Below are 21,499 nucleotides of genomic sequence, written 5' to 3' on the forward strand. Positions count from 1 at the left end.
TCGCCCACCCATGAGGGAACATTCTTCTGGGTAGGGCGATGCTTTGTATTCCCAGCACCGACGAGGAGCACCTGTGACCCAGACCAGCGAGAACGTCACCTGGCTGACCCAGGAGGCGTACAACAAGCTCAAGGACGAGCTTGCGCACCTTACTGGTCCTGCGCGCACGGAGATCGCCGCCAAGATCGCGGCCGCGCGCGAGGAGGGCGACCTGCGCGAGAACGGCGGGTACCACGCGGCCAAGGAGGAGCAGGGCAAGCAGGAGCTCCGCGTGCGCCAGCTGACCCAGCTCCTGGAGACCGCCCAGGTCGGCGAGCCGCCGGCCGCGGACGGCGCGGTCGCGCCGGGCATGGTCGTCACGATCGCCTTCGACGGCGACGAGGACGACACCCTGTCCTTCCTGCTGGCCTCGCGGGAGTACGCGAGCGCCGAGATCGAGACCTACTCGCCGCAGTCCCCGCTGGGCTCCGGCGTGATGGGCCACAAGGTCGGCGAGGACGCGGAGTACGAGCTGCCGAACGGCAAGATCGCCTCGGTGAAGATCCTCAAGGCTGAGCCGTACAGCGGCTGAGTCCCCGCACCGCCTTCCGCCGAAGCCCCCGGCGCTCCGCGTGAGCACCGGGGGCTTCGTCATGTCCGGACCACCGGCGGGCTGGCTCCGCCGTCGCCCGCGCTCAGGCCGTGGCCGAGCGGTACTTGCGCACCGCCAGGGTGCGGAAGACGAGGATGATCAGCGCCGAGTAGATCAGCGAGGCCCAGACCGGGTGCTGCATCGGCCAGGCGCTTGACGTGGACTGGCCGGGGTTGGCGAAGAGCACACGGCAGGCCTGGACGGTGGCGCTGAACGGGTTCCACTCCGCGACATGGCGCAGCCACGGCGTCATCTTGCCGGAGTCCACGAACGCGTTGGAGACGAACGTCACCGGGAAGAGCCAGATGAGGCCGCCGGAGGTGGCCGCCTCGGGCGTGCGGACCGACAGGCCGATCAGGGCGCCGATCCAGGTGAACGCGTAACCGAGCAGGAGCAGCAGGCCGAAGGCGGCCAGCACCCGGCCGGCGTTGGTGTCGCCGTACGATCCGACCCGCTAGCCGACGAGCAGGGCGACGGCGGCGAGGACGAACAGGGTCAGCGCCGTCTGCACCAGGTCGGCGAAGGTGCGCCCGGTGAGCACCGCGCCGCGGGCCATGGGCAGCGAGCGGAACCGGTCGATGACGGTGCAGGGCACCACCGTGGTCGCCGCGCAGCACAGCAGCAGCGGGCGGACAGGGTCTTCTGCTAGCGCCTGCACGATAAGGGGCTCGCCGGAATCCCTCCGGTGAGCCCCTTACTCGCGTGCTGGACAAAACGAATAACCGGCCATCGTGCATCATAAGGCCGTGTGGAAATGAGTCGTGTTTTGGCTGCTCAGCGGCCTGTTTAGGCTGGGTGAAACCCAGCGTGGGTACCGACGAACACGATTCGGGCTCGTCGCCATACGGCGAGCCTTCATACTTTCGTGGTGTTGCACCTCGTCGACGGCCACGCATGGAGCGCGGCGAAGAAGCGTGCTCAACCGGCTGCCCGGCGGTACTTGCGTACCGCCAGCGTTCGGAACACCACGACAATCAGCACGGACCACAGCAACGATGCCCACATCGGGTGCTGCATGGGCCACGCGTCCGGCACCGGATATCCCGCCGGGAGGTTGCCGAAGAGGTGGCGGCATGCCTGCACAGTGGCGCTGAACGGGTTCCAGTTCGCGATGGTCTGCAAGAACGAGGGCATGTTCTCCGACGGCACGAACGCATTCGAGATGAATGTCAGCGGGAACAGCCAGATCAGGCCGCCGGAGGTAGCCGCCTCGGGGGTGCGTACGGACAGGCCGATCAGCGCGCCGATCCACGAGAACGCGTAGCCGAGCAGGAGCAGCAGGCCGAATCCGACCAGTACCTTGCCGAAGTTCTCGTGCGTGCGCCAGCCGACCAGGACGGCGACGACCGCGAGGACCACCAGGGTCAGGGCCGTCTGCACCAGGTCGGCGAGGGTGCGGCCGGTGAGGACCGCGCCGCGGGCCATGGGCAGCGAGCGGAACCGGTCGATGAGGCCCTTGTGCATGTCGTCGGCGATCCCCGCGCCGGCTCCGGCGGTGGCGAACGTGACGGTCTGCGCGAAGATGCCCGCCATCAGGAACTCGCGGTATCCGGCGGGGCTAAGGCCCGCACCCGGAACGTTGATCGAGCCGCCGAACACATAGCTGAACAGCACCACGAACATAATCGGCTGGATCAGCCCAAAAATGAGCATCTCTGGAATCCGGGTCATGCGGATCATATTCCGCCGGGCGATGACCAGGGAATCGCTCATGCCGCTCACTTCGTCTGCTCCTTCCAGGCATTGAGCCGGGCACCGAGCGCGGGGTGACGGAGCCCCCTGCCGCCGACCTCCAGCCCACTCACATCCAAGTCTCGGATGCGCGGCGAGATGAATCCTGACTGATACGAGCGAACAGGATCCTGGGTCAGGACGTTGCCGGGCGGGGCGATCCGCGCGCTGTCGGTGGCAGCACTCACTTGACGGTCTCCTTCTTGTGCCGGCGGTCCTTGGCGTCGGCGCCCCGGGCGCCGCTCGTGCCGTTCTCGTCCCCGGCCTCGGCCACATGGCCGGTCAGGGACAGGAACACGTCGTCCAGGGTCGGGCGGCGCAGACCGATGTCGTCGATCTCGATGCCGCGGGTGTCCAGCTCCCGGATGATCTCGGCGAGGAGCTTCGCGCCGCCGGTGACGGGCGTGGTGATCTTGCGGGTGTGCTCCTCGACGGTGGTGTCGCCCTTGCCGAAGCCGCGCAGCACCTCCATCGCGGTGGGGATGTGCTCGCGCTGGTGGACCACGACCTCCACGCGCTCGCCGCCGGTGCGGGCCTTGAGCTGGTCGGAGGTGCCGCGCGCGATGACCCGGCCGTGGTCGACCACTGCTATCTCGTGCGCCAGGTGGTCGGCCTCTTCCAGGTACTGCGTGGTGAGCAGCAGGGTGGTACCGCCGGAGACCAGCTGTTTGATGACCTCCCACAGCTGCTGGCGGTTGCGCGGGTCGAGGCCGGTCGTCGGCTCGTCCATGAACATCACCGGCGGGGAGACGACGAGCGCCGCCGCCAGGTCGAGCCGGCGGCGCATGCCTCCGGAGTAGGTCTTCGCCGGCCGGTCCGCGGCGTCGGCGAGGTTGAACTGCTCCAGCAGCTCCCCCGCCCTGGTCTTCGCCGCCGCGGCCCTCATCTGGTACAGCCGGCCGACCATCTCGAGGTTCTCGCGGCCGGTCAGATACTCGTCGACGGCGGCGAACTGGCCGGACAGGCCGATCGAACGCCGCACCTCGTTGGGCTGCTTGAGAACGTCGAGACCCGCGACGACGGCCTTGCCGCTGTCGGGTCGCAGCAGCGTGGTCAGACAGCGGACGGTGGTGGTCTTGCCCGCGCCGTTGGGCCCGAGCAGTCCCAGCACCGTGCCCTCGGGGACATCGAGGTCGACGCCGTCCAGAGCCCTTACGTCGCCGAAGGTCTTCACCAGACCTTCGGCATAGATGGCGCCCGGCATATCAGTCTCCACGTCGTCGGGGATGGTCGGAAAAGCCTAGAGAGGCAGGTGTTGTTCCGCAGGGAATTTTCGCCCGCACCACGTCCGCTCAGGCCGCCTCGCGAACACGACACACCATAACGCGATGTATCGCGTCTGCTCAACGGATTTGCCCGAACGAGTGACGAGGAACCGATGACCTCCGTGTTCCGCCCGCCCGCCGCCCGCCCGGCGGAGGACGGGATCAGTCGATGACGGTGTAGCCGGCCTCGCGCAGCGCCTGGCCGACCTCGGCACAGTGCGCCGGACCCTTCGTCTCCAGATGCAGCTCCACCTCCGCCTCCGCGAGCCCGAGCCGAGGGTCGGTCCGGACGTGGCTGACGTCGAGGACGTTGGCGTCGACCGCCGACAGCACCCCCAGCAGCGTGGCGAGCGCGCCCGGCCGGTCGGTCAGCCGCAGGCTGACTGCCAGGTAGCGGCCCTGCGCGGCCATGCCGTACCGCAGCACCCGCTGGAGCAGCACCGGATCGACGTTCCCGCCGGACAGCACCGCCACCACCGGACCGGCCACGGGGCCCGAACAGCCCAGCAGCGCGGCGACCGGGCTCACCCCGGCCGGCTCGACCACCAGCTTGGCCCGCTCCAGGCACAGCAGCAGCGCGGCGGACAACTCGTCCTCGGTGACCGTGCGTACCTCGTCCAGCAGTTCGCGCAGGATCCCGAACGGCACATCGCCCGGCCGGCCGACTCTGATGCCGTCGGCCATCGTCGCCGGAGTGCCGACCGTCACCGGGCGGCCCGCCGCCAGCGAGGGCGGGTACGCCGCCGAGCCCTCCGCCTGCACCCCGACGATCCGCACGTCCGGCCGCAGCGACTTCACCGCCACCGCGATACCGGCCGCGAGCCCGCCCCCGCCGATGCCGACGACGATCGTGCGCACCTGCGGGCACTGCTCCAGGATCTCCAGGCCCACCGTGCCCTGCCCCGCGATGATGTCGGGGTGGTCGAACGGGTGGATGAACACCGCGCCCGTCCGGGCCGCGTACTCCTGGGCGGCGGCCAGCGTCTCGTCGACCACCTGGCCGTGCAGGCGCACCTCGGCGCCGTAGTCCTGTGTGGCGCTGATCTTCGGCAGCGGGGCGCCCTTGGGCATGAACACCGTGGAGTGCACCCCGAGCAGCGACGACGCCAGCGCGACGCCCTGCGCGTGGTTGCCGGCGCTCGCGGCCACCACCCCGGCGGCACGCTCCTCGGGCAGCAGCCCCGCGATCCGGACGTAGGCGCCGCGCAGCTTGAACGAACCCGTCCGCTGGAGGTTCTCGCACTTCAGGTGTACCGGCGCGCCCACCAGGTCGGACAGGTACCTGCTGCCCTCCATCGCGGTCACCCGCGCCACCCCGGAGAGCATCTTCTGCGCGCCGCGCACATCGTCCAGGGTGACGGGCCAGGGGGAGCCGGCCGTGCTGTAGCTCATGCCTCAAGTCTCGCAGTTCACGGGCCGCGGACACTGTTGTGACCATCCTCCGAGACCGGATGGCGCAGCGCCGGTACGACTTGCCCCCCGGCCGCGTAACCTGTCCCCCAACCCAGCAGCTCTCCAGAAGTGAGCCCCCGGCCATGCCCACAACACCCGACATGTCGACGGACATGACGACCGGCGGTGACACCGGTCTCCTCGACACCCTCCAGCACGAGGTGGCGGTCTTCGCCCGCCGGGCCGAGCAGACTCGCCTCGGCGGCGTCGGACAGGTGCGCAACTCCATGGACCGCGCCGCGTACCTGCTGCTCAACCGCCTCGACAAAGAGGGTCCGATGGGCGTCAAGGCGCTCGCCGCGAGCATGGGCATCGACTCCTCCACCGTCACCCGTCAGGTGGCGCCGCTCGTCGACACCGGCCTCGTCAAGCGCACCTCGCACCCCGAGGACGGGCGGGCCGTGGTGCTCCAGCTCTCCCCGCGCGGGCTGTCGCGGCTGGAGGAGGTCCGCTCGTCCAGGCGGCAGCTGATGGCCGAGCTGACCCAGGACTGGGAGCCGGCGGAGCGCGAGGCCTTCTGCTCACTGCTGACCCGCTTCAACCACGCCCTCTCCGCCCGCCAGGGCATACCGCAGACGGACTCGCCCTCGGCGTCGTAGAGCGGCGAACGGGCACGGGCCGACGGGTGTGAACGCGGCCCTTGACCGACGGTCGGTCCCTCCCCTCATATGAGACCGGGCCCTCGTCGTACCCGGTTCAGGAGGCCGTGCGAGAAAGGGTCCCGCGGTCACGGTCGCCCTTGGGGGGAGGCGCGGTGCGAGAACGGCAGGCGGCCCAAGGGGCTCGCCGGGCCCGGGAGTTCGAGGCGTTCGTCGCGGGCGCGGCCGGGCGGCTGCTGCATGCCGCCACGCTGCTCACCGCCGAGGGCCCCGGCGACAACCCGCGTGCGCGACGTCTGCTGACCCTCGCCCTGGCGCACACGTACGCGTGCTGGGACCGGCTGCGTGGCGAGGACCCGTACAACCACGCCCGCCGGCATCTGGCCGCCCGCTTCGCCCGCGAGGCGTGGCATCAGCGCGGCGCTCCGGGCCGCGCCCGCCGGAGGCCACCCGGCGCCCTGGCCGCGCTCACTCCCCAGGAGCGCCTGATCATCGTCCTCAGGCTGTACGAGGGGGTGGCCGAGGAACAGGCGGCGGCCCTGCTGGGCCTGCCCACGGACCGCGTCCACGTGATCTGCGACCGCGCGATCACCACGCTCACCCGCACTCCGGCGAGCCCGGCACCGCCGGTCGGCGACGCCGGGGCGGCAACGTCATGAGTGGAACGAGCGGCGTGTGCGGCCCGAGTGGCCCGGGCGAACGACCGGACGAGTGGAGGCGGCCGTGAACAGGGCCGAGCGGGAGGCGACCGTACGGCGGATCCTGGAACAGCGTCCGCCGCAGGTGCCCACCGAGCTGTACGAGGAGGCCGTGCGCCGCGGAGGACGGATGCTGCGCCGCCGTACGGCCGCCCGCCGGTTGATGTGGCTGGTGCTGGCCGCGGCGGCCGTCGCCTTCACGGTGTGGGCGCTCACGGTCCGCCCCTGGGTGGAGCCGCCGTCGCAGACGACTCCACCCGTGACCGGCTGGTAACCCCTAGCCGAGGGCCTGCCTCAGGTCCTCGAGCAGGTCGTCGACGTTCTCGATGCCCACGGACAGGCGCACCAGGTCCCCGGGGACCTCCAGCGCGGAGCCCACCACGGACGCGTGCGTCATGCGCCCGGGGTGCTCGATCAGGGACTCGACGCCGCCCAGGGACTCGCCGAGCGTGAACACCTTGGCGCGGTTGCAGACCTCGACGGCCGCCTCCTCGCCGCCCTCGACCCGGAAGGAGACCATGCCGCCGAACGCCTTCATCTGCTTGGCGGCCACCTCGTGACCGGGGTGCTCCGGCAGGCCCGGGTAGAGGACCTGCGTCACGCGCGCGTGCCGGGACAGCATGTCGGCGACCTTCGTCGCGTTCTCGCTGTGCCGGTCCATGCGCACCGCGAGCGTCTTGGTGCCGCGCAGCACCAGCCAGGAGTCGAAGGGGCCGGCGACGGCGCCCATCGCGTTCTGGTGGAACGCCAGTTCCTCGCCCAGCCCGGTGTCGCCGACGATCAGCGCGCCGCCGACGACGTCCGAGTGGCCGCCCATGTACTTGGTCAGCGAGTGCACGACCACGTCCGCGCCGAGCGCGAGCGGCTGCTGGAGGTACGGCGTGGCGAAGGTGTTGTCGACGACGAGCCTCGCGCCCGCGTCCCGTGCGACCTGAGCGATGGCGGCGATGTCGGTGATGCCGAGCAGCGGGTTGGAGGGGGTCTCCACCCACACGGCCTTGGTCTTCGGGGTGATGGCGGCTCGTACAGCGGCCGGGTCGGAGGTGTCCGCGACCGACCACTCCACGCCCCACCGGGAGACGACCTTGGCGAACAGGCGGAAGGTACCGCCGTAGGCGTCGTTGGGGATGACGACGTGGTCGCCGGGGCTGAGCAGCGTACGCAACAGGCAGTCCTCGGCCGCCAGTCCGGACGCGAACGCGAGTCCGCGGCGGCCGCCCTCCAGGGCGGCGAGGTTCTCTTCCAGGGCGGTCCTGGTCGGGTTGGCGCTGCGGCTGTACTCGTAGCCGTCGCGCAGACCGCCCACGCCGTCCTGCTTGTAGGTCGAGACCTGGTAGATCGGCGGGACGACCGCCCCGGTCCGGGGGTCGGCGGTGTTGCCCGCGTGAATCGCGAGCGTCTCGAAGTGCTCACTGATGTGCCTGTCGCTCATGAGCCCGAGGGTAATGCGCTTGTGGGGGTGGTGGCGGACGGCGGGGCCCGGGCCGCCCGGGAGGCCCGGGTTGTCCACAGGCTCGCGGCACAGGTTGGCCAAGTGTCGGCGCCGTCTGGTTCGCTTGTCGCATGGAGATTTTCTGGGTCCTGATGGCGCTGGCCATGCTGGGCTTCGTGCTGGTCCCGTTCCTCAGGCGCAGGCGTGCCGGCATCGAGCAGGTGGCGCCCGGACACCCGGACGCCGCGGACCCTGCGAACTACGGATTCGTCCGGCAGGAGGAGCTCGACGTCCGCATGCCCGGACCGGACCAGGACCTGGTGGACGTCCTGGAACTGGTGCAGCGCACGCAGGACTACCGCGCCGCCTCCCAGCTCCTGGCGGGCACGGAGAAGGAGGGCGAGCTGCGCTGGCAGCGGATCCAGGCCTTCGCCGGGGCGGCCTGCCTGGAGCTCCAGCAGCGGCCGGGCGGGGTCAGCGAGGCGCCCGGCGGGCAGTGGCTGCGGGTGTGGCGGGCCGAGGCACCCAAGGACCCCGGCGGCGCGGCGGTGCACGCCGAGTTCCTGGTGCAGCAGGCATGGCGTACGGCGACGCCGGGCACGGACGACTTCCGGATCATCATGGAGGAGGCCCGGGAGGCGTGCGGGCAGGCGGCGCTGCTGGCCCCGGGCGACCCGGTCCCGTACATCGTCGAGCTGTCCGTGGCGCGGGGCCTGGCGTACCCGCAGCCGGAGTTCGAGAAGCTGTGGCTGAAGATCCTCGACCGGGCGCCGGCCCACACGGGAGCGCATCTGGCGGCCCTGCACTACTGGTGCGAGAAGTGGCACGGCTCGCGTGAGCTGGCGTACTCCTTCGCGGAGGCCGCCGCGGCCCGTGCGCCCCGGGGCTCGCTGCTGGCGGCCATGCCGCTGTTCGCGGTCTTCGAGCACCTTCCCGAGGTCAACCTGGTCAGGGGCTTCTACCAGAGCGAGGTCGTGACCAAGGCGGTCCACGGCGCGCTCTTCGCGGTGCACGCGGCCCGTCCCGACGACCCGATGCTCGCCCACGTCCGCCATCTGCTGCTCTTCTTCCTGGTCCGCTCCGAGCGCTGGGCGGAGGCGATGAGCCAGCTGATACACGTCGACGGCCATGTGGGTGCGATGCCGTGGACCCTGTCCGAGGACCCGGCGGCGGAGTTCGCCGTCTACCGGGCCCTGGCCGTGGCGGGCTACGAGGCCAACGGCGGCAGCCCGGCGACACTGCGCCACTGAGCGGTCCCGGCCGCGCGGCCGGACAGGCTCGTCCAGCGGGTCGGCCACCCTGACCCCGCAGCGGCGGAAGCTTGTGCCCCCCGCCGGGAATGACGGCGGCGGCAGGATCGTTCTCCCCCATGCCGTAGCCCGCGCACGCGGGAGCGGTGAAACCGACGGGCCCGTTGTGACGGACGGGCCCGCCCCGGGCCGGCGGGGAGACCCCATGCTCTTCGGCTGTGCTTCTGGGGAGCCGAGCGCATGTTCTGGCAGCTCCCGACGGGCGTGTGGACGACCCTGATGGAGCTACCAGGCAGGCGCGAACCGGCTGCGGAGACTCGGCCGGAGGGCCGGCCTCCGCCTTCCGCCGAGCCGCCTCGCGGTCAGCCCTCCGCGCGGGCGGGCAGCCGCCATCCCGGGCGCGGGAAGTGGCAGGTGTAGCCGTCCGGGTAACGCTGCAGGTAGTCCTGGTGCTCGGGCTCGGCCTCCCAGAAGGGGCCGACCGGCTCCACCTCGGTGACGACCTTGCCGGGCCACAGTCCGGAGGCGTCCACATCCGCGATCGTGTCCTCGGCGATCCGCTTCTGCTCGTCGTCCACGTAGTAGATCGCCGAGCGGTAGCTGAGGCCGATGTCGTTGCCCTGGCGGTTCCTGGTGCTCGGGTCGTGGATCTGGAAGAAGAACTCCAGGATCGCTCGGAAGTCGGTCTTCGCGGGGTCGAAAAGGATCTCAATGGCCTCCGCGTGCGTGCCGTGGTTACGGTACGTCGCGTTCGGCACGTCACCGCCCGTGTATCCGACCCGGGTGGCCGTCACGCCGGGGAGCCGGCGGATCAGCTCCTCCATACCCCAGAAGCATCCGCCGGCCAGCACTGCCGTCTGCGTCTGCGCAGCCATTACGGCCCCTCCAATATCTGTCAGCTCGGTCGTTCGGGCTGGTCGGCTCGCACACCACCGGCATCCCATGCCCACTGCCCTCAACGCGCGAGGCTTCGAAGCGATTCCGCGCCCGCCCAACCCGCCCCGCGGCCGCCGACCACCACGAGGAGCGCACCGAGGTACTGAAGAGCCGTGGCACCGGCTGTCCGCACGATGCGACCGGCGCTGTCCGTCGCGGCGAACGGCAGCCGAAAATCAGTGGCCGCCTGAACCGGCCGACTCCAGGCTGTACGCCATGCAAGAACCGCGGCGCGGGATCCGTGCGGCCCACTCGGAATACACGATCACCGTCTACCAGGCGTACTGCCCGGAAATCGCCCCGCCCACCGTCCGCGACGGCCGCTTCCCCGCAGATCACCAGCATGGGCGTGGTGGTGCAGACGGCGCGTTGCCCACCGGGGCCTTGGAACGGTGGCCCGGTGCGTTCTTCGACCTGAGAGCGCTGATCGCCGATCTTGACCAGTTCGACGCCGAAGCCCGGGATGATCTCCATGAGCGCACTCCTCATGAAGGGAGCAGTCTAGGAGTCGGGACCGTCGAGCGACTCAGTGAAGTCCCTGGTCAAGGCCGTGGGGTTGCTGGAGGGCGCCAACGTGGTTTGGCGGGCGGCTTCCTCGCCGGCGCCTGCGGTGACGCCCAGATCACGACGCATCGCCTCTCTCGTGACGCCTGTGAGAGACCAGAGCGCATGCTGCGCTTCGGCGGCTGACTGCAGGGTTTCGCCCGGCCGGGGGTCTCCTTGTTCCAGGCGCTTGATCTGTCCATAGACCCGGGTCAGCGCTTCGTTCAGTTCGTGAGCCGGAACAATCACAGCGTCGGGGGCGATCATCAGAGCCTCGGACCACCGGTCACGGTAGGCGTCCTTGGCTCCTTCCAACGCCGATACGTCCTCCTGCCCGGGTGTGTGATCCCGCATGGCGTACAAGCGCCGGCTGAGCGCCGTCGCGAACTGCCTGGCATCCCGATGCAGTTGTGTGTAGCAGTTCCGGCGGAGCTCACGATTCTCGCGAGCTTCCTGGATGGCTTGCCCCATCTCCAACTCGCGTTTCTTGGCCCGGTCGGCACCCCGCTGGGTGAGCAACGCACCCCCGAGTTCCCGCTACACCAGTGATCGCAATCAGTACCGCCCCCACGTCCATTCGGTCACCCTAGACCGCGAGCGGTTCCTGCTCGCCTCATCCATGCTGCTGGCATGACCGTGAACGGCTGCCGGCGTGTTGCTCGCCTCGCGGGTGGGACGGACAGCGGCCCTGCGGTGGGGGCATCTGGCTTGACCTCCGTCCGGCGAGCCCATGCTGCCATGTGCCCCCTGAGCGTTGCCGGTCTCCCTGTTCGGATTGCTGGTCAGGGCCGCAGGTGGGCGAGCAGTTCGTCACCGGCGGGGTATCGCTGTTCCTGGGGAAGCAGTCGTGTCGCGGAGTCCAGATCGCCGCGATTGACGAGTGTGCGGATTTCTCGGGCAAGTGGAGTCACGTCGCTGATGGACACGGTCCACTCGTCCGCGTAGCGCGACGATGCCTCGCCCGAGAGTCCGAGTTGCAGCGAGCGGTACGGCAGGGGACGCAAGTTCAGGTCGCGTTCGGGGTCCCACTGGACACGGGCCGGTGCGCGCTTGAGTTCCCGCTGCCAGGTGCCGCGATCGGGATGTAGACCGCGAACGTAGCTCGACAGGCAGGCGTGGCGCAGCGCCCAGTCGAAGCCGACGCGAGCGATCTCGACGGCAAGAACGGTCTCCTGCCCCGCACTGGTGCCCCAGTTGGAGCGGTACATCATCCACAGGAAGCTGGGTTTGATCCACGTCATGCGATCCCGCAGCCACGTGGAGGGAAAGCGGCCGTCGCGGACGGCGGCCACTCCGATTTCAGGGGCGTAGGCCTGGTAGACGGTGATCGTGGATGCCGTGTGGAGCGCGCGGATCCCGCGGTGCGGTTCTTCCATGGCGTACAGCGTGGGAGCGGCCGGCTCAGGTGGCCACCGATTTTCGACCACTGCTCGCTGCGACGGAGCACGCCGGCCGCAGCGCCGTGCGAGTTGCCGGTCTCACGGCTGTCGCCGTTCCTTGAGCCGTGACCCCCTGTCGATGAAAAGTGACCTCTCCCGTGGTCAAGTGATCAGTCTGGCGCCATGGGAGTCAGGTGGAAGTGGTGATCGGTGTGGAGGACTGGGCTGAGATCCGGCGGCTCCACCGCGCGCAGGACATGTCGATCAAGGGGATCGCGCGGTATCTCGGAATCGCCCGGAGAGACTCGATACCGTCATGGATGTCCTATTGGCTGGTCAGCAACCGAGGCGGACCGTGTCCGCGGCCCGGCGCCCTGGGCACTACGCCCTGCCGGCGAACGGATTTCCTTGGCCAGGAAACTGCCCGCTCGGCGGCACATACCGCAGCCGTCCGTTCTGGTCGGTCACCGGTATGAACCCGGCGGCCTGCAGGAGGGCGGTGCACTTGGCTTTACGACGTCGATTGATGGCGAGTCCGAGAGGTACGGCGACCATCAGCACGGCGCAGAAGGCGCAGGCCAGGAGAACGGAAGTGGTGCCCCTTTGGAGCCCGAGGCCGAGAGGAATGACGCACAGCCCGATGCTCCTGATCACCTGATTGCCGTACAGGGCGGCCATGTCGAACGTGATGCGGGCCTTGAGGAGCTCAACCCCCCGGGGCACGAGGGGAGGCAGCGCGCCCCCGTCACTCGCATTCGGGTACTGCGCCCAGTTCTGTGCGGCTCGCGCGCGGGCCTGCGGGCTGATGTCGGGCACGAACAACATCACGTACCCCCATCTCTGCCGCATGCCTGCGTACTCGTACCCGAACTGCTGGGCGATAGCGGCGAGTCGGGCAAACTCCTTCGTTGACGCCATGCCGGGGGCGACCTCAACGGGCTGCCCGCTCGCCATCTGCCGCAGCATCTTCAGCACGTGCCGCTCACTCACCGGTGCCCCCTCGCTTCCACGGCCCTGACAGTCGCCGCCAGTGCCGTCATCTCTCATGAAGATCCATGAGCCTGTCGGTCGCCAACTGCCAGTACGGCCAGAACAAACGCTGTTGCTGAACGGGTACGAGACCACGCGGCCAGCTCCCGGTGGGCACCATAGGCCACGGCACGGGGCCCGACCATGCCGGTCCCAGGCAGTCTCGCGGCTCATTGACTGCCTGCAACGCACCACGAACCCATCGGCGGGACCGGCGTCTCTAGCCCGATCGACATCGCTCCGGCTTGGAGGGGCCGTGGATGGAGGCAACGAAGTCGGGTGAAATGGTCTGTGAGCACGGCTTGACGTGGATCACCAAGCCGCGTTGACAACCTCCTGGCCATCCCCGGGTGGCTCTTCTTGTGCTGGTGCGCCATGGCCGATGGTCATGGACCAACGCACGGCTGAGGGCGCCTCCACCGAGACGACGCCGTCCCGGTCCGCCCCCGTCACGGCCATCTGGTTGGAGAAGGTGCTGACCTCGTCGGCGACGCATTCCAGCGGGAAGGAGACGCGTACAGACCGTACGACAACCTTGATCTTCCCTTCGCCCTGGCAGCGCACCGAAACAATGAGGGCGTCGCCCGCCTTGCCCTTGCTGTAGGCGATGCCGGCATTCCCGCTGGTCATTTCCTGACGGCCGGCGAGAGCCTCGCCGTTGTCCAGCTCCGGCGGCTTCTGCACGGAGGGCTGCGTGGTGATCGGCGCGGCGATTGCTGTTGCCGGGCTGGACGAGGAGGAAAGCAGGGGCTGCGTGGCCTGCCCGGCGTCCGGATGATCTGTCGTGCACGCGGCGACGGGAAAGATCATCGCAGCGCACAGGAGGCTCAGTCCTGCACGGGGCCGTTGAGACATATCAGTCCTCCCAAAGGCGGTGTGGATATGGTGAGGACGCGGTTGCCGCCCTGCGACTCCTCGGGACATGCCGATGCTGACGCGATCATGCCAGCGCTTGAGGTGGGCTACCAGCTTCCTCGCATTTCCTGAGGAAGACGTGAGGTTCACCTGCGAGCACCTCGCCCACAGCGCGACAACGTCTGCGTTTCCTACGAGGTCTGCGGGCGTCCGACGGGCCCGCCGGAGCCACGTACATGCGCGGGAACCTGTCTGTCGAGCTACGCCCGCGGGGTTCACGCAGACCGCGCCACCCGGCGGCGTCGGTCGAGGCGCGCGCCCGCCCCTGTGCAGTGGGACCCGGAGCGGGACCTGCGCCTGCGGCCGCGCCGCTTGGGTGTCAGGCCGGATCGACGCGCAGGGGACGCATCATCTCGTTGTCCTCGTGTTCCAGGAGGTGGCAGTGCCACATGTACCGGCCGGTCTGACCGAAGCGCACCTTGACCCGGGTCGTCTCCTGCGGATAGGCGAGCACCGTGTCCTTGAAACCGCGCTCCCACGCCTCCGGGGGACGACGGCCGCCGGCCGGGAGCTTTTGCCGGTCGAGGACCTGGAACTGCACTTCGTGGATGTGAATGGGATGGGCGTCCTTCGTCAGGTTGTGGATCTCCCAGATCTCCGTCGATCCCACGGTGGGGTTCTCCGTGATGGGATCGGCCCATCCCAGCAGTCTCGGTTTGCCGTTCGGGCCGATGACGCCGAGCAGAGCTTCGCGGGGGCTCACGCCCGGCACGCGGGCCGAGGCCACCTCGCCGAGACTGACCTGCCGGGTGCGGTCTGCCGCGCCGAGGGGCTCGAAGGGTGGCAGCGTGAGCTGGGCGGGAGGCGTCGACGTGTCCGCCGTGACGAGCGGTTTGATCACGAACTTCATGACCTGCCCGGTGGTCTTCGGGTTCGCCGCGGGGAAGCCGGTCCCGACCGTGCCTCCCGTGAACACGGCGTCCGGTCCCTCGTTGATCAGGTGCAGCTCCGTGCCGACCGGGGCCGAGGAGAAATCGACGACGACGTCGGCGCGTTCGGCCGGGGCGAGCAGCAGCTGGTCGCGCCGAACGGGTGCGGGCAGGAAACCTCCGTCGCTTCCGACCTGCCACAGGGAGAGCTTCGCCGGTACCGGCCTGCGGGCCAGTCGGTCAGTGACGATCTTCAGGATCAGGGTGCGCGCGTTGCAGCCGTTGAGGAACCGGAACCGGTAGCGGCGCGGCTCCACGGGCAGCACCGGCCAGGTCCTGCCGTTGGTGACCATCGCGTTGCCGAAGTACTCCGGGTTCCAGATCGGCGGAATGTCGCTGCCGGGCACATAAGGACCCTTGAACCCGTCGAAGAGCGCCCGGCTCGCTGGATAGAACAGGGAACCGTCGGTACGGAAGGAGCGGTCCTGGACGACGACCGGGATCTCGTAGTAGCGCGTGCCGGGCGGGTCACCGAGCCTCGGCGCGGGCCCGGGCAGGACACCTTCCCCCAGGTCCGACGGTCCGCCGCGCAGCAGGTAGAAGCCCGACATCCCGGCGTACACGTTCAGCCGGGTGATGCCCAGGGTGTGGTCGTGGAACCACAGCGTGGCGGCCCGGCTGCCGTTGGCGTAGTGGAAGACGGCCTCGCCCGGGCCCCAGCGCGCACCGGACTTCGCCTCGGACTTCTTCGCGAACTCCTCGTAGAAGGAGCCGACTCGGGCGTAACCGGGGGGAATGTCCTGCGCGTCGGGCAGGTACCAGGCCTCGGCGTATCCGTCGCTCTCCTCCGTGTTCGCCCCGCCGTGCAGGTGGGTGACGACGGGAACCGGCCCGGCGTACGGCCCGGGTGTCGAGGTGAACGTGGGGCGGGAGTCCCGCCGCTCGGCCCCGCCCGGAGGGTTCGCCCAGTGGAGTGCGGGATCGACCGGCAGCAGATGCGGCAGATGTCCGCCGTTCTTGTCGACCAGTTGATTGACCCATCTGACCCGGACCGCTCGTCCGTACCGGGCTTCGATGGTGAACGCGGGAGAGTGGAACGTTTCGGGATGGCCGGCCGAGCCGTATCCGAACACCGTGGTGGCCGGCAGACCCGGGGGGAGCATCTGCTGCCGGAACTGCCGGATGCCGATCGTGTAGCTGTCCGGGCCGGCCCGGCTGTCCAGCGGCATGACGGGCGGTATCACAAGTTCGGCCACGTACTTGCGTATCGCCGCCGGATCAAGGACGTCTGCTTCCGTCGGCGAAGCCCGCGGCAACGCCGTACCGGGAACGGAGAAGAGGGACGTTCCGCCTGCCAGAGTGGCCCGAAGCACGAGCCTCCTGCTGATCACTGGGCTTCTCACCTCGACTCAGGTCATCGGAGTACGGCACCAGTGGCCTGCGGGCCGGGCGCTCGGCGGGCGCGGGCCCGTTCGCGGTCAGCCGCCGGTTACCGAGGATCGTCGCATCGCCCCCGTGCATGCGCATGACGGCCACCGGCCGCCACGGGACGCACCGACGCCCCGCGGTCACGGCGTTGTCGGCCGACTGGCCGAGCGCGCCCGCGGGCGAGGGAAGCCCGTCGGGGTGGCGATGGGACGCCCTGCTCTGGTCCATGCGGGTGATGCCGCGATGGACCAGGGGCGCTTCCGGCGACCGGGCCGCCTGCGTGGTGATCGATCGGCACGGCGCGGCGGCGGAGATCCCTTGAATGGGCGATGCCTGGTCGCGGTCGTACCTGTGAGGCTGGTCGTGACGGCGTGGCCTTCGGCACGGCACCGCCCATCATCAGGAGGTGATGGCCTCATGGACACGATGCGCGCGGTACGCGCTCACCGGCGCGGGGGCCCCGAACAACTGGTCTACGAGACCGCCCCGCGTCCCCGACCCGGGCCCGGCGACGTCGTCGTCGCGGTACGGGCCGCCTCCATCACCGCGGGAGAGCTCGCCTGGGACGCCACCTGACCGACAGCTTCGACGGATCCGGCCGGGAGCGGACACCTGTCGTTCCCGCGCACGAGGTGTCCGGTGTCGTGGTCGAGCACGGGGCCGGTGTCACAGCTCCGGCCCTGGGTGCCGAGGTGTACGGACTCGTCCCCTTCCTGCGTGACGGGGCCGCCGCCGAGTACGTAGCCGTACCGGTCGAGGTCCTCGCCGCCAAGCCGGCCGGACTGGGCCACCGCAGCGCGGCAGCCGTACCGCTGCCGGCGCTCACGGCCTGGCAGGGACTGGTCGGCCGAGCCCGCCTGGAGTCCGGCCAGCATGTCCTCGTCCACGGCGGCGCCGGTGGCGTCGGCTCGTTCGCCGCACAGATCGCCGCCGCGCTGGGCGCACGGGTCACCGCGACCGCCTCGGCCCGCGACACCGGATTCGTCGCGGACCTCGGTGCCCGGGACGTCATCGACTACGCGGACGACCGGTTCGACGACCACGTGGCCGATGTGGACGTCGTGTTCGACACGGTGGGCGGCGACACCCAGACCCGGTCCTGGAACGTTCTGCGCCCGGGCGGGGTCCTGGTCACCGTCGTCGCGCCGCCCGCTCCCGGGGCGGCCCAGGACCACGCTGCGCGCGGAGTGTTCTTCGTCGTCGAGCCGGACCGTGAAGGGCTCGACTCCATCAGCGAGTTGATCACGAGTGGACGGCTGAGCCCGCGGATCGACCGGGTCGTGCCCCTCGCACAGACGCGCGCCGCGTACGAGGCACTCGACAGGGAGCACCGGCGTGGCAAGGTCGTCATCCATGTCGCGGACGGATAGTCAGCCGCCGCCCACGACAGCCGGACCCGTTCCCCTGCGAGCCCGGGACGCGGATACCGCGGCCAACTCCTCACTGCCGCGGCTACGAGCAGGTGAGGCTGGACAGGAAAGAAGTGAGAACTCCACGGATCACCGCCCCCCTGCCGACACCGTCAGGCGTGCGGGAACGGCGATGCAGGGGGGACCCGACGTACTTTACGATCACCTGGCTTGCGTCGGACAGCCGCCAGGGGCCCGCAGCAACCACCCTGATACCCAGGTGGGTTGGCGGGAAAAGGTACCGGCGCGCGTCAAAGGGAGGGGAACACAGCACATGCAGAACCGATTCAACCGAGGCATCGCGACACTCGTGGGCCTGGCACTCGCCGGCACCGGCCTGGCCGCCGCGAACGCCGCTCCGGCGGCCGCGAGTTCGTACGACTGCCCGTCGGGCTACTTCTGCGGGTGGACCGGCAAGAGCGCCGACGGCTCGATGTGGAAGACGAACAAGAGCGTCGCGGACCTGGGCAGCTGGGACAACAAGATCCGCTCGTACGTCAACCGCACGAAGTCGATCGCCTGCCTCTACGAGGACAAGAACTACGCGGCCATCGGCGGCTACTGGGCCCAGAAGCCGAACACGCCCGGCGAGTGGAGCGGGTCCCCGGTCGCGACCACCAGCTCGATCAAGTTCGTCCGTACCGAGCGCGAGTGCAGCCAGCCCGCCTACCCGCGCTGGTTCTCCCAGACCTCTCCGAAGGCCCTGGGCTTCGGGGACATGAACGGCGACCGCAGAGCCGACATGATCATCCGCGACAAGGCCGGACGGCTCTGGTTCGCTCCGGGCAACGGCACCGGCCGGCTCATCGGCTCCAGTGGCTGGAACAGCATGAACGTCCTCACCCGGCACGGCGACTTCACCGGTGACGGCCGTGAGGACCTCATCGCCCGCGAGGCGTCCACCGGCAAGCTGTGGCTCTACCCCGGCACCGGTACCGGCTCCCTCGGCACCCGCAGGCTCATCGGCTCCAGCGGCTGGAAGTCCATGACCCACATCACCGCCGTCGGTGACCTGACCGGTGACCGCCGCTCCGACCTGATCGCGGTCGAGAAGGCCACGGGCAAGCTGTGGCTCTACCCGGGCACCTCCACCGGCAAGCTCGGCGCGCGCAAGCTCATCGGCTCCAGCGGCTGGAACAAAATGAACGCGCTCGTCGCCATGGGCGACGTGAACGGCGACGGCCGTCCCGACCTCTACGCACGCGAGGCGTCCACGGGCAAGCTGTGGCTCTACCCGGGCACCTCCGCCGGCAAGTTCGGCACACGCAAGCTCATCGGCTCCAGCGGCTGGAACGCCAGGGCGAACCTGATCTCGGTCGGCGACTTCTCCGGCGACGGGCGTCCCGACCTCGCCACCGTGACCAACGCCAAGTACGTGATCGACGGCTACCCCGGCCACCTGGGCTGGCTGGTCACCTACCGGGGACGGGACACCGGCTCCCTGATGGCCGGCGAGCGGACCGACGGCGAGTGGTGGGGCCTCAACGGCTTCTGCTAGTGGTGTGACCGGAAAGGTTCGCCGGGAAGCTCGCGGCGTCCCGTGCTGGGGGTACCTCCCACGCCGTTCAGGCTGTCGGGGAGCATCGCAAGGCGGAGCATCGCCCGCGTACTGGATGTACTCGGGTGATGCGACGACGCGGCGAGGTGCCGTGCCGGGCGCCGCGAGCCGGTGAACCTCTCCGGCTCGGGACCAGGACGGCCGGCCCTGGTGGGACAGGCCTGAGACAGCCCCGGTTCTACTCCACCTCGATGCCGAAATCCTGGACGAGCTCTTCCAGGCCGCCCGTGTAGCCCTTGCCGCCCAGGACGAAGTCCCAGTCCCCGTTGGGCCTGCGGCGGAAGGAGCCGAGTACCAGGGCGGTCTCGCGGGGGCGGCCGTCGGAGACCTCCAGGCGTCCCAGCTCGGCCAGCCTCGGGTCGAGCAGGCGGATGGACGCGTCCGTGAAGCCCGAGAGGTCGGCGTCCGGGTTGGCCTCCGGATCGACGGCGGCCACGAGTACGAATCGGTCGGCCTCAGCCGGCAGCGCGTCGAAGGAGACGCAGATCGCGGCCTTGTCGGGCGCTTGGGCGGGGAGGGCGCGCACCGAACCGTCCGGTGTCCGCGGGTTGTTGAAGAAGACGAAGTGATCGTCGCTGAGGACGCGGTTGCCACGGCAGACGAGAGCGCACACGTCCAGGGCGACACTTCCCGTCCACGACATGCCCAGGACGTTGTGGTCGTCGGGCAGCCGTGTGTCCACGACCGTCGGCGTCGGCTGCGCCGCTGAGGGACGGGCGCCATCGCCCAGGCGTCCACGCAGCCCATGGCGGTGCAGCAGGTCGACGAGTTCGGTTCCCGGGATCAGTTCCAGCGGCTTGCCGTTGGCGAAGGTGTGTGAGCCGGGGCCGAACCTCGACGTCGTCACGAGCACGCCCTTGTTGGCGCCGGTGTCCTGCACGGTCCCGTACAAGTCGCGCACAGCGGTGGGCGGCACCGTGTTGCGGTAGCGCTTGACCTGGACGACGATCTTGCCGCCGCGGATCGGTGTCGGATCCAGCGCGTCGACGTCCACCCCGCCGTCGTTCGAGCGCTGGGTGGTGACCGCCTGCATCCCCATGGACCGGAAGAGATCTGCGACGAGACCCTCGAAGGCGATCGGATCCATCTCGTACAGGTCCGGTTCCTCATCGCTGCCATGCGTGACGACACGGTTCCCCACCTCCTGCGGCCGTCGGCTCGGCCGCACCGGGGTGAGTTGGTCGGGGCGGGCCGACAGTTGCCCGCGCAGCGCATCGGCCAGGCAGCTGCAGGCGTCCACCTGCGCCAAGTGCAGATCGCGGAACGTCGGGCGCGGGGCCATGACGGTCGCCAGGTAGATGTGGCCCGGCCGTCCCGTCGTGGGGTCGTGTCCGTCCACGAAGCCGTTCAAGGTGACCGATTCGAGCGCGCCCAGCTCATCCGCGGCGAAGAGTTCGTGCAGGACGAGCAGCGCGCACTGCGCCAGAACCTCCCGGTACAGGGCCCTGCGCTGAGTCACCGGCCGGGCGGTCTCCTTGTCCTGGTCCGTCGCGGACACGTACCGCACGGACTTGACCTCGGGGACGACACCGTAGGCGGGCAGCTCCCAGTCCAGCACCAACTGTCCGGCCGCCGCGTCGTACGCCGCCGCCACCTGGCGCGGGAAACCCTCCGGCCACGCAGTCGACGCGTAGAGGGCGGCGGAGAAGTACTCGACCACAGCGTCCGGATCGCGCCGCCTCACTCCCTCGGTCAGCTCGGCGATGCCGGCGTTGTGCCGCCGCACATCGGCCAGTTGGGCGTCGGCCCACCGCTGGTACTCCCGCCGGTACGACGCCAGCTGCTGCCGCCGCTGCTCCTCCGCCGCCTGCGCCGCGTGCCAGTCCCGCTCGAAGCGCGCCCGGGCTTCGGCCTGCGCCTGTGCCCGGCGACTGGCAGTCCACCCGCCCTGCGCCTGGTAATGATCGAAATTCGGCATGGGCACGGGCTGTGCCAGTGGACCCGGAGCGAAGGGCTCGATCTCCTCACGGCGCGTGAGAGAGGAGGCCCTGAATGCCGGAGCCTGACAACCCGAGGCGAGAAGGCCTTGCAGGGACGCCACCTGTGCGTCCAGTTCCTCGGTACGGCGTCGGGCCTCTGCCTGCCTGTACTCGCGGTGACTCTGTGCGGCTCGGCGCTGATGGGCACGTGCCTGCTGCGCCTCTTGCCGCCGCCGTCGGGCTTCGGCCTCCATCTGGCGCTGCTGCTGCCTCTGCATCTCAGCCCAGACACCGACCAAGCCATTAGAGCGACGACTCATGTGTTGCGGGCCCTCCCCAAGGCACTCCGGTTGTCCCCACAACCAGTTGTAACGGGACGACTCTATCCAGCGATGGCCGTCTCGCACATCCGCCCGGCAGGAGCGACCCGCTCGGTCGTCGCCCTTTCCGGAGGTC

Annotated in this window: 20 protein-coding genes and 1 pseudogene; 8 read left to right on the forward strand and 13 right to left on the reverse strand. The window is 69.8% G+C overall.

Annotation, left to right across the window (positions count from 1 at the left end):
- The first annotated feature begins 73 nt into the window (after positions 1–73).
- Entirely contained in the window at positions 74–571 is a 498-nt protein-coding gene (gene greA, locus ACWC91_RS02190) for a transcription elongation factor GreA (protein ID WP_376503915.1), read from the forward strand.
- A gap of 103 nt (positions 572–674) precedes the next feature.
- Here greA and ACWC91_RS02195 read toward each other — a convergent pair.
- From ACWC91_RS02195 to ilvA, 5 genes and pseudogenes are all read right to left on the reverse strand, one after another.
- Positions 675–1,214: pseudogene (locus tag ACWC91_RS02195) on the reverse strand (ABC transporter permease); the annotation flags it as partial.
- A 335-nt stretch (positions 1,215–1,549) separates the two neighbouring features.
- A complete protein-coding gene (locus ACWC91_RS02200) occupies positions 1,550–2,344 on the reverse strand; it encodes an ABC transporter permease (RefSeq protein ID WP_225079012.1) in 795 nt (264 codons plus the stop codon).
- Positions 2,345–2,349: 5 nt separating this feature from the next.
- Positions 2,350–2,550 carry a hypothetical protein gene (locus tag ACWC91_RS02205; RefSeq protein WP_225078888.1) on the reverse strand — a complete coding sequence of 67 codons (201 nt, stop codon included), beginning with the start codon at positions 2,548–2,550 and terminating at the stop codon, positions 2,350–2,352.
- Positions 2,547–3,566 carry an ATP-binding cassette domain-containing protein gene (locus ACWC91_RS02210; RefSeq protein ID WP_141358981.1) on the reverse strand — a complete coding sequence of 340 codons (1,020 nt, stop codon included), beginning with the start codon at positions 3,564–3,566 and terminating at the stop codon, positions 2,547–2,549. Before ACWC91_RS02210 ends, ACWC91_RS02205 begins: the two co-directional genes overlap by 4 nt.
- Positions 3,567–3,789: 223 nt before the next feature.
- A complete protein-coding gene (gene ilvA, locus ACWC91_RS02215; RefSeq protein ID WP_225078889.1) occupies positions 3,790–5,019 on the reverse strand; it encodes a threonine ammonia-lyase in 1,230 nt (409 codons plus the stop codon).
- A 161-nt stretch (positions 5,020–5,180) separates the two neighbouring features.
- On the opposite strand from ilvA, the gene ACWC91_RS02220 reads away from it, so the two are divergent.
- The 3 genes from ACWC91_RS02220 (at position 5,181) to ACWC91_RS02230 (ending at position 6,650) form a co-directional block, all read left to right on the forward strand.
- Positions 5,181–5,678 (forward strand): MarR family transcriptional regulator, encoded by a 498-nt coding sequence (locus ACWC91_RS02220; protein WP_141366305.1) that lies wholly within the window; start codon positions 5,181–5,183, stop codon positions 5,676–5,678.
- 155 nt (positions 5,679–5,833) lie between these two features.
- Positions 5,834–6,337, forward strand: coding sequence for a sigma factor-like helix-turn-helix DNA-binding protein (locus tag ACWC91_RS02225; RefSeq protein WP_225078891.1), 504 nt, complete (start codon positions 5,834–5,836; stop codon positions 6,335–6,337).
- A 64-nt stretch (positions 6,338–6,401) separates the two neighbouring features.
- The gene (locus ACWC91_RS02230) at positions 6,402–6,650 is read left to right on the forward strand and encodes a hypothetical protein (RefSeq protein WP_281156547.1); all 249 of its coding nucleotides are present in this window, start codon (positions 6,402–6,404) and stop codon (positions 6,648–6,650) included.
- A gap of 3 nt (positions 6,651–6,653) precedes the next feature.
- On the opposite strand, the gene ACWC91_RS02235 is transcribed toward ACWC91_RS02230, so the two are convergent.
- On the reverse strand, positions 6,654–7,808 hold the full coding sequence (locus ACWC91_RS02235) for a cystathionine gamma-synthase (protein WP_225078893.1): 1,155 nt from the start codon (positions 7,806–7,808) through the stop codon (positions 6,654–6,656).
- A 131-nt stretch (positions 7,809–7,939) separates the two neighbouring features.
- On the opposite strand from ACWC91_RS02235, the gene ACWC91_RS02240 reads away from it, so the two are divergent.
- Positions 7,940–9,058 carry a hypothetical protein gene (locus ACWC91_RS02240; RefSeq protein ID WP_225078894.1) on the forward strand — a complete coding sequence of 373 codons (1,119 nt, stop codon included), beginning with the start codon at positions 7,940–7,942 and terminating at the stop codon, positions 9,056–9,058.
- Positions 9,059–9,420: 362 nt separating this feature from the next.
- On the opposite strand, the gene msrA is transcribed toward ACWC91_RS02240, so the two are convergent.
- From msrA to ACWC91_RS02270, 6 genes are all read right to left on the reverse strand, one after another.
- Entirely contained in the window at positions 9,421–9,933 is a 513-nt protein-coding gene (gene msrA / locus ACWC91_RS02245; protein WP_450641170.1) for a peptide-methionine (S)-S-oxide reductase MsrA, read from the reverse strand.
- A gap of 562 nt (positions 9,934–10,495) precedes the next feature.
- The gene (locus tag ACWC91_RS02250) at positions 10,496–11,056 is read right to left on the reverse strand and encodes a hypothetical protein (RefSeq protein ID WP_225078895.1); all 561 of its coding nucleotides are present in this window, start codon (positions 11,054–11,056) and stop codon (positions 10,496–10,498) included.
- A gap of 263 nt (positions 11,057–11,319) precedes the next feature.
- On the reverse strand, positions 11,320–11,913 hold the full coding sequence (locus tag ACWC91_RS02255; protein ID WP_225078896.1) for a DUF4291 domain-containing protein: 594 nt from the start codon (positions 11,911–11,913) through the stop codon (positions 11,320–11,322).
- Positions 11,914–12,297: 384 nt separating this feature from the next.
- Entirely contained in the window at positions 12,298–12,891 is a 594-nt protein-coding gene (locus tag ACWC91_RS02260) for a hypothetical protein (protein WP_450641190.1), read from the reverse strand.
- 366 nt (positions 12,892–13,257) lie between these two features.
- Positions 13,258–13,755 (reverse strand): hypothetical protein, encoded by a 498-nt coding sequence (locus ACWC91_RS02265; RefSeq protein ID WP_450641167.1) that lies wholly within the window; start codon positions 13,753–13,755, stop codon positions 13,258–13,260.
- 424 nt (positions 13,756–14,179) lie between these two features.
- Positions 14,180–15,958 carry a multicopper oxidase family protein gene (locus ACWC91_RS02270; RefSeq protein WP_450641165.1) on the reverse strand — a complete coding sequence of 593 codons (1,779 nt, stop codon included), beginning with the start codon at positions 15,956–15,958 and terminating at the stop codon, positions 14,180–14,182.
- 616 nt (positions 15,959–16,574) lie between these two features.
- Here ACWC91_RS02270 and ACWC91_RS02275 point away from each other — a divergent pair.
- The 3 genes from ACWC91_RS02275 (at position 16,575) to ACWC91_RS02285 (ending at position 19,064) form a co-directional block, all read left to right on the forward strand.
- On the forward strand, positions 16,575–16,733 hold the full coding sequence (locus ACWC91_RS02275) for a hypothetical protein (protein WP_225078899.1): 159 nt from the start codon (positions 16,575–16,577) through the stop codon (positions 16,731–16,733).
- Positions 16,730–17,527 (forward strand): NADP-dependent oxidoreductase, encoded by a 798-nt coding sequence (locus ACWC91_RS02280; protein ID WP_450725771.1) that lies wholly within the window; start codon positions 16,730–16,732, stop codon positions 17,525–17,527. The genes ACWC91_RS02275 and ACWC91_RS02280 overlap by 4 nt, the downstream gene beginning before the upstream one ends.
- A gap of 313 nt (positions 17,528–17,840) precedes the next feature.
- A complete protein-coding gene (locus ACWC91_RS02285; protein ID WP_281156552.1) occupies positions 17,841–19,064 on the forward strand; it encodes an FG-GAP-like repeat-containing protein in 1,224 nt (407 codons plus the stop codon).
- A 238-nt stretch (positions 19,065–19,302) separates the two neighbouring features.
- Here the strand turns inward: ACWC91_RS02285 and ACWC91_RS02290 are convergent, their stop codons facing one another.
- Positions 19,303–21,363: a restriction endonuclease gene (locus tag ACWC91_RS02290; protein WP_225078902.1), complete on the reverse strand. Its 2,061-nt coding sequence runs from the start codon at positions 21,361–21,363 to the stop codon at positions 19,303–19,305.
- Positions 21,364–21,499: the final 136 nt, after the last annotated feature.

The sequence above is a fragment of the Streptomyces sp. NPDC001204 genome (genome assembly GCF_053598035.1).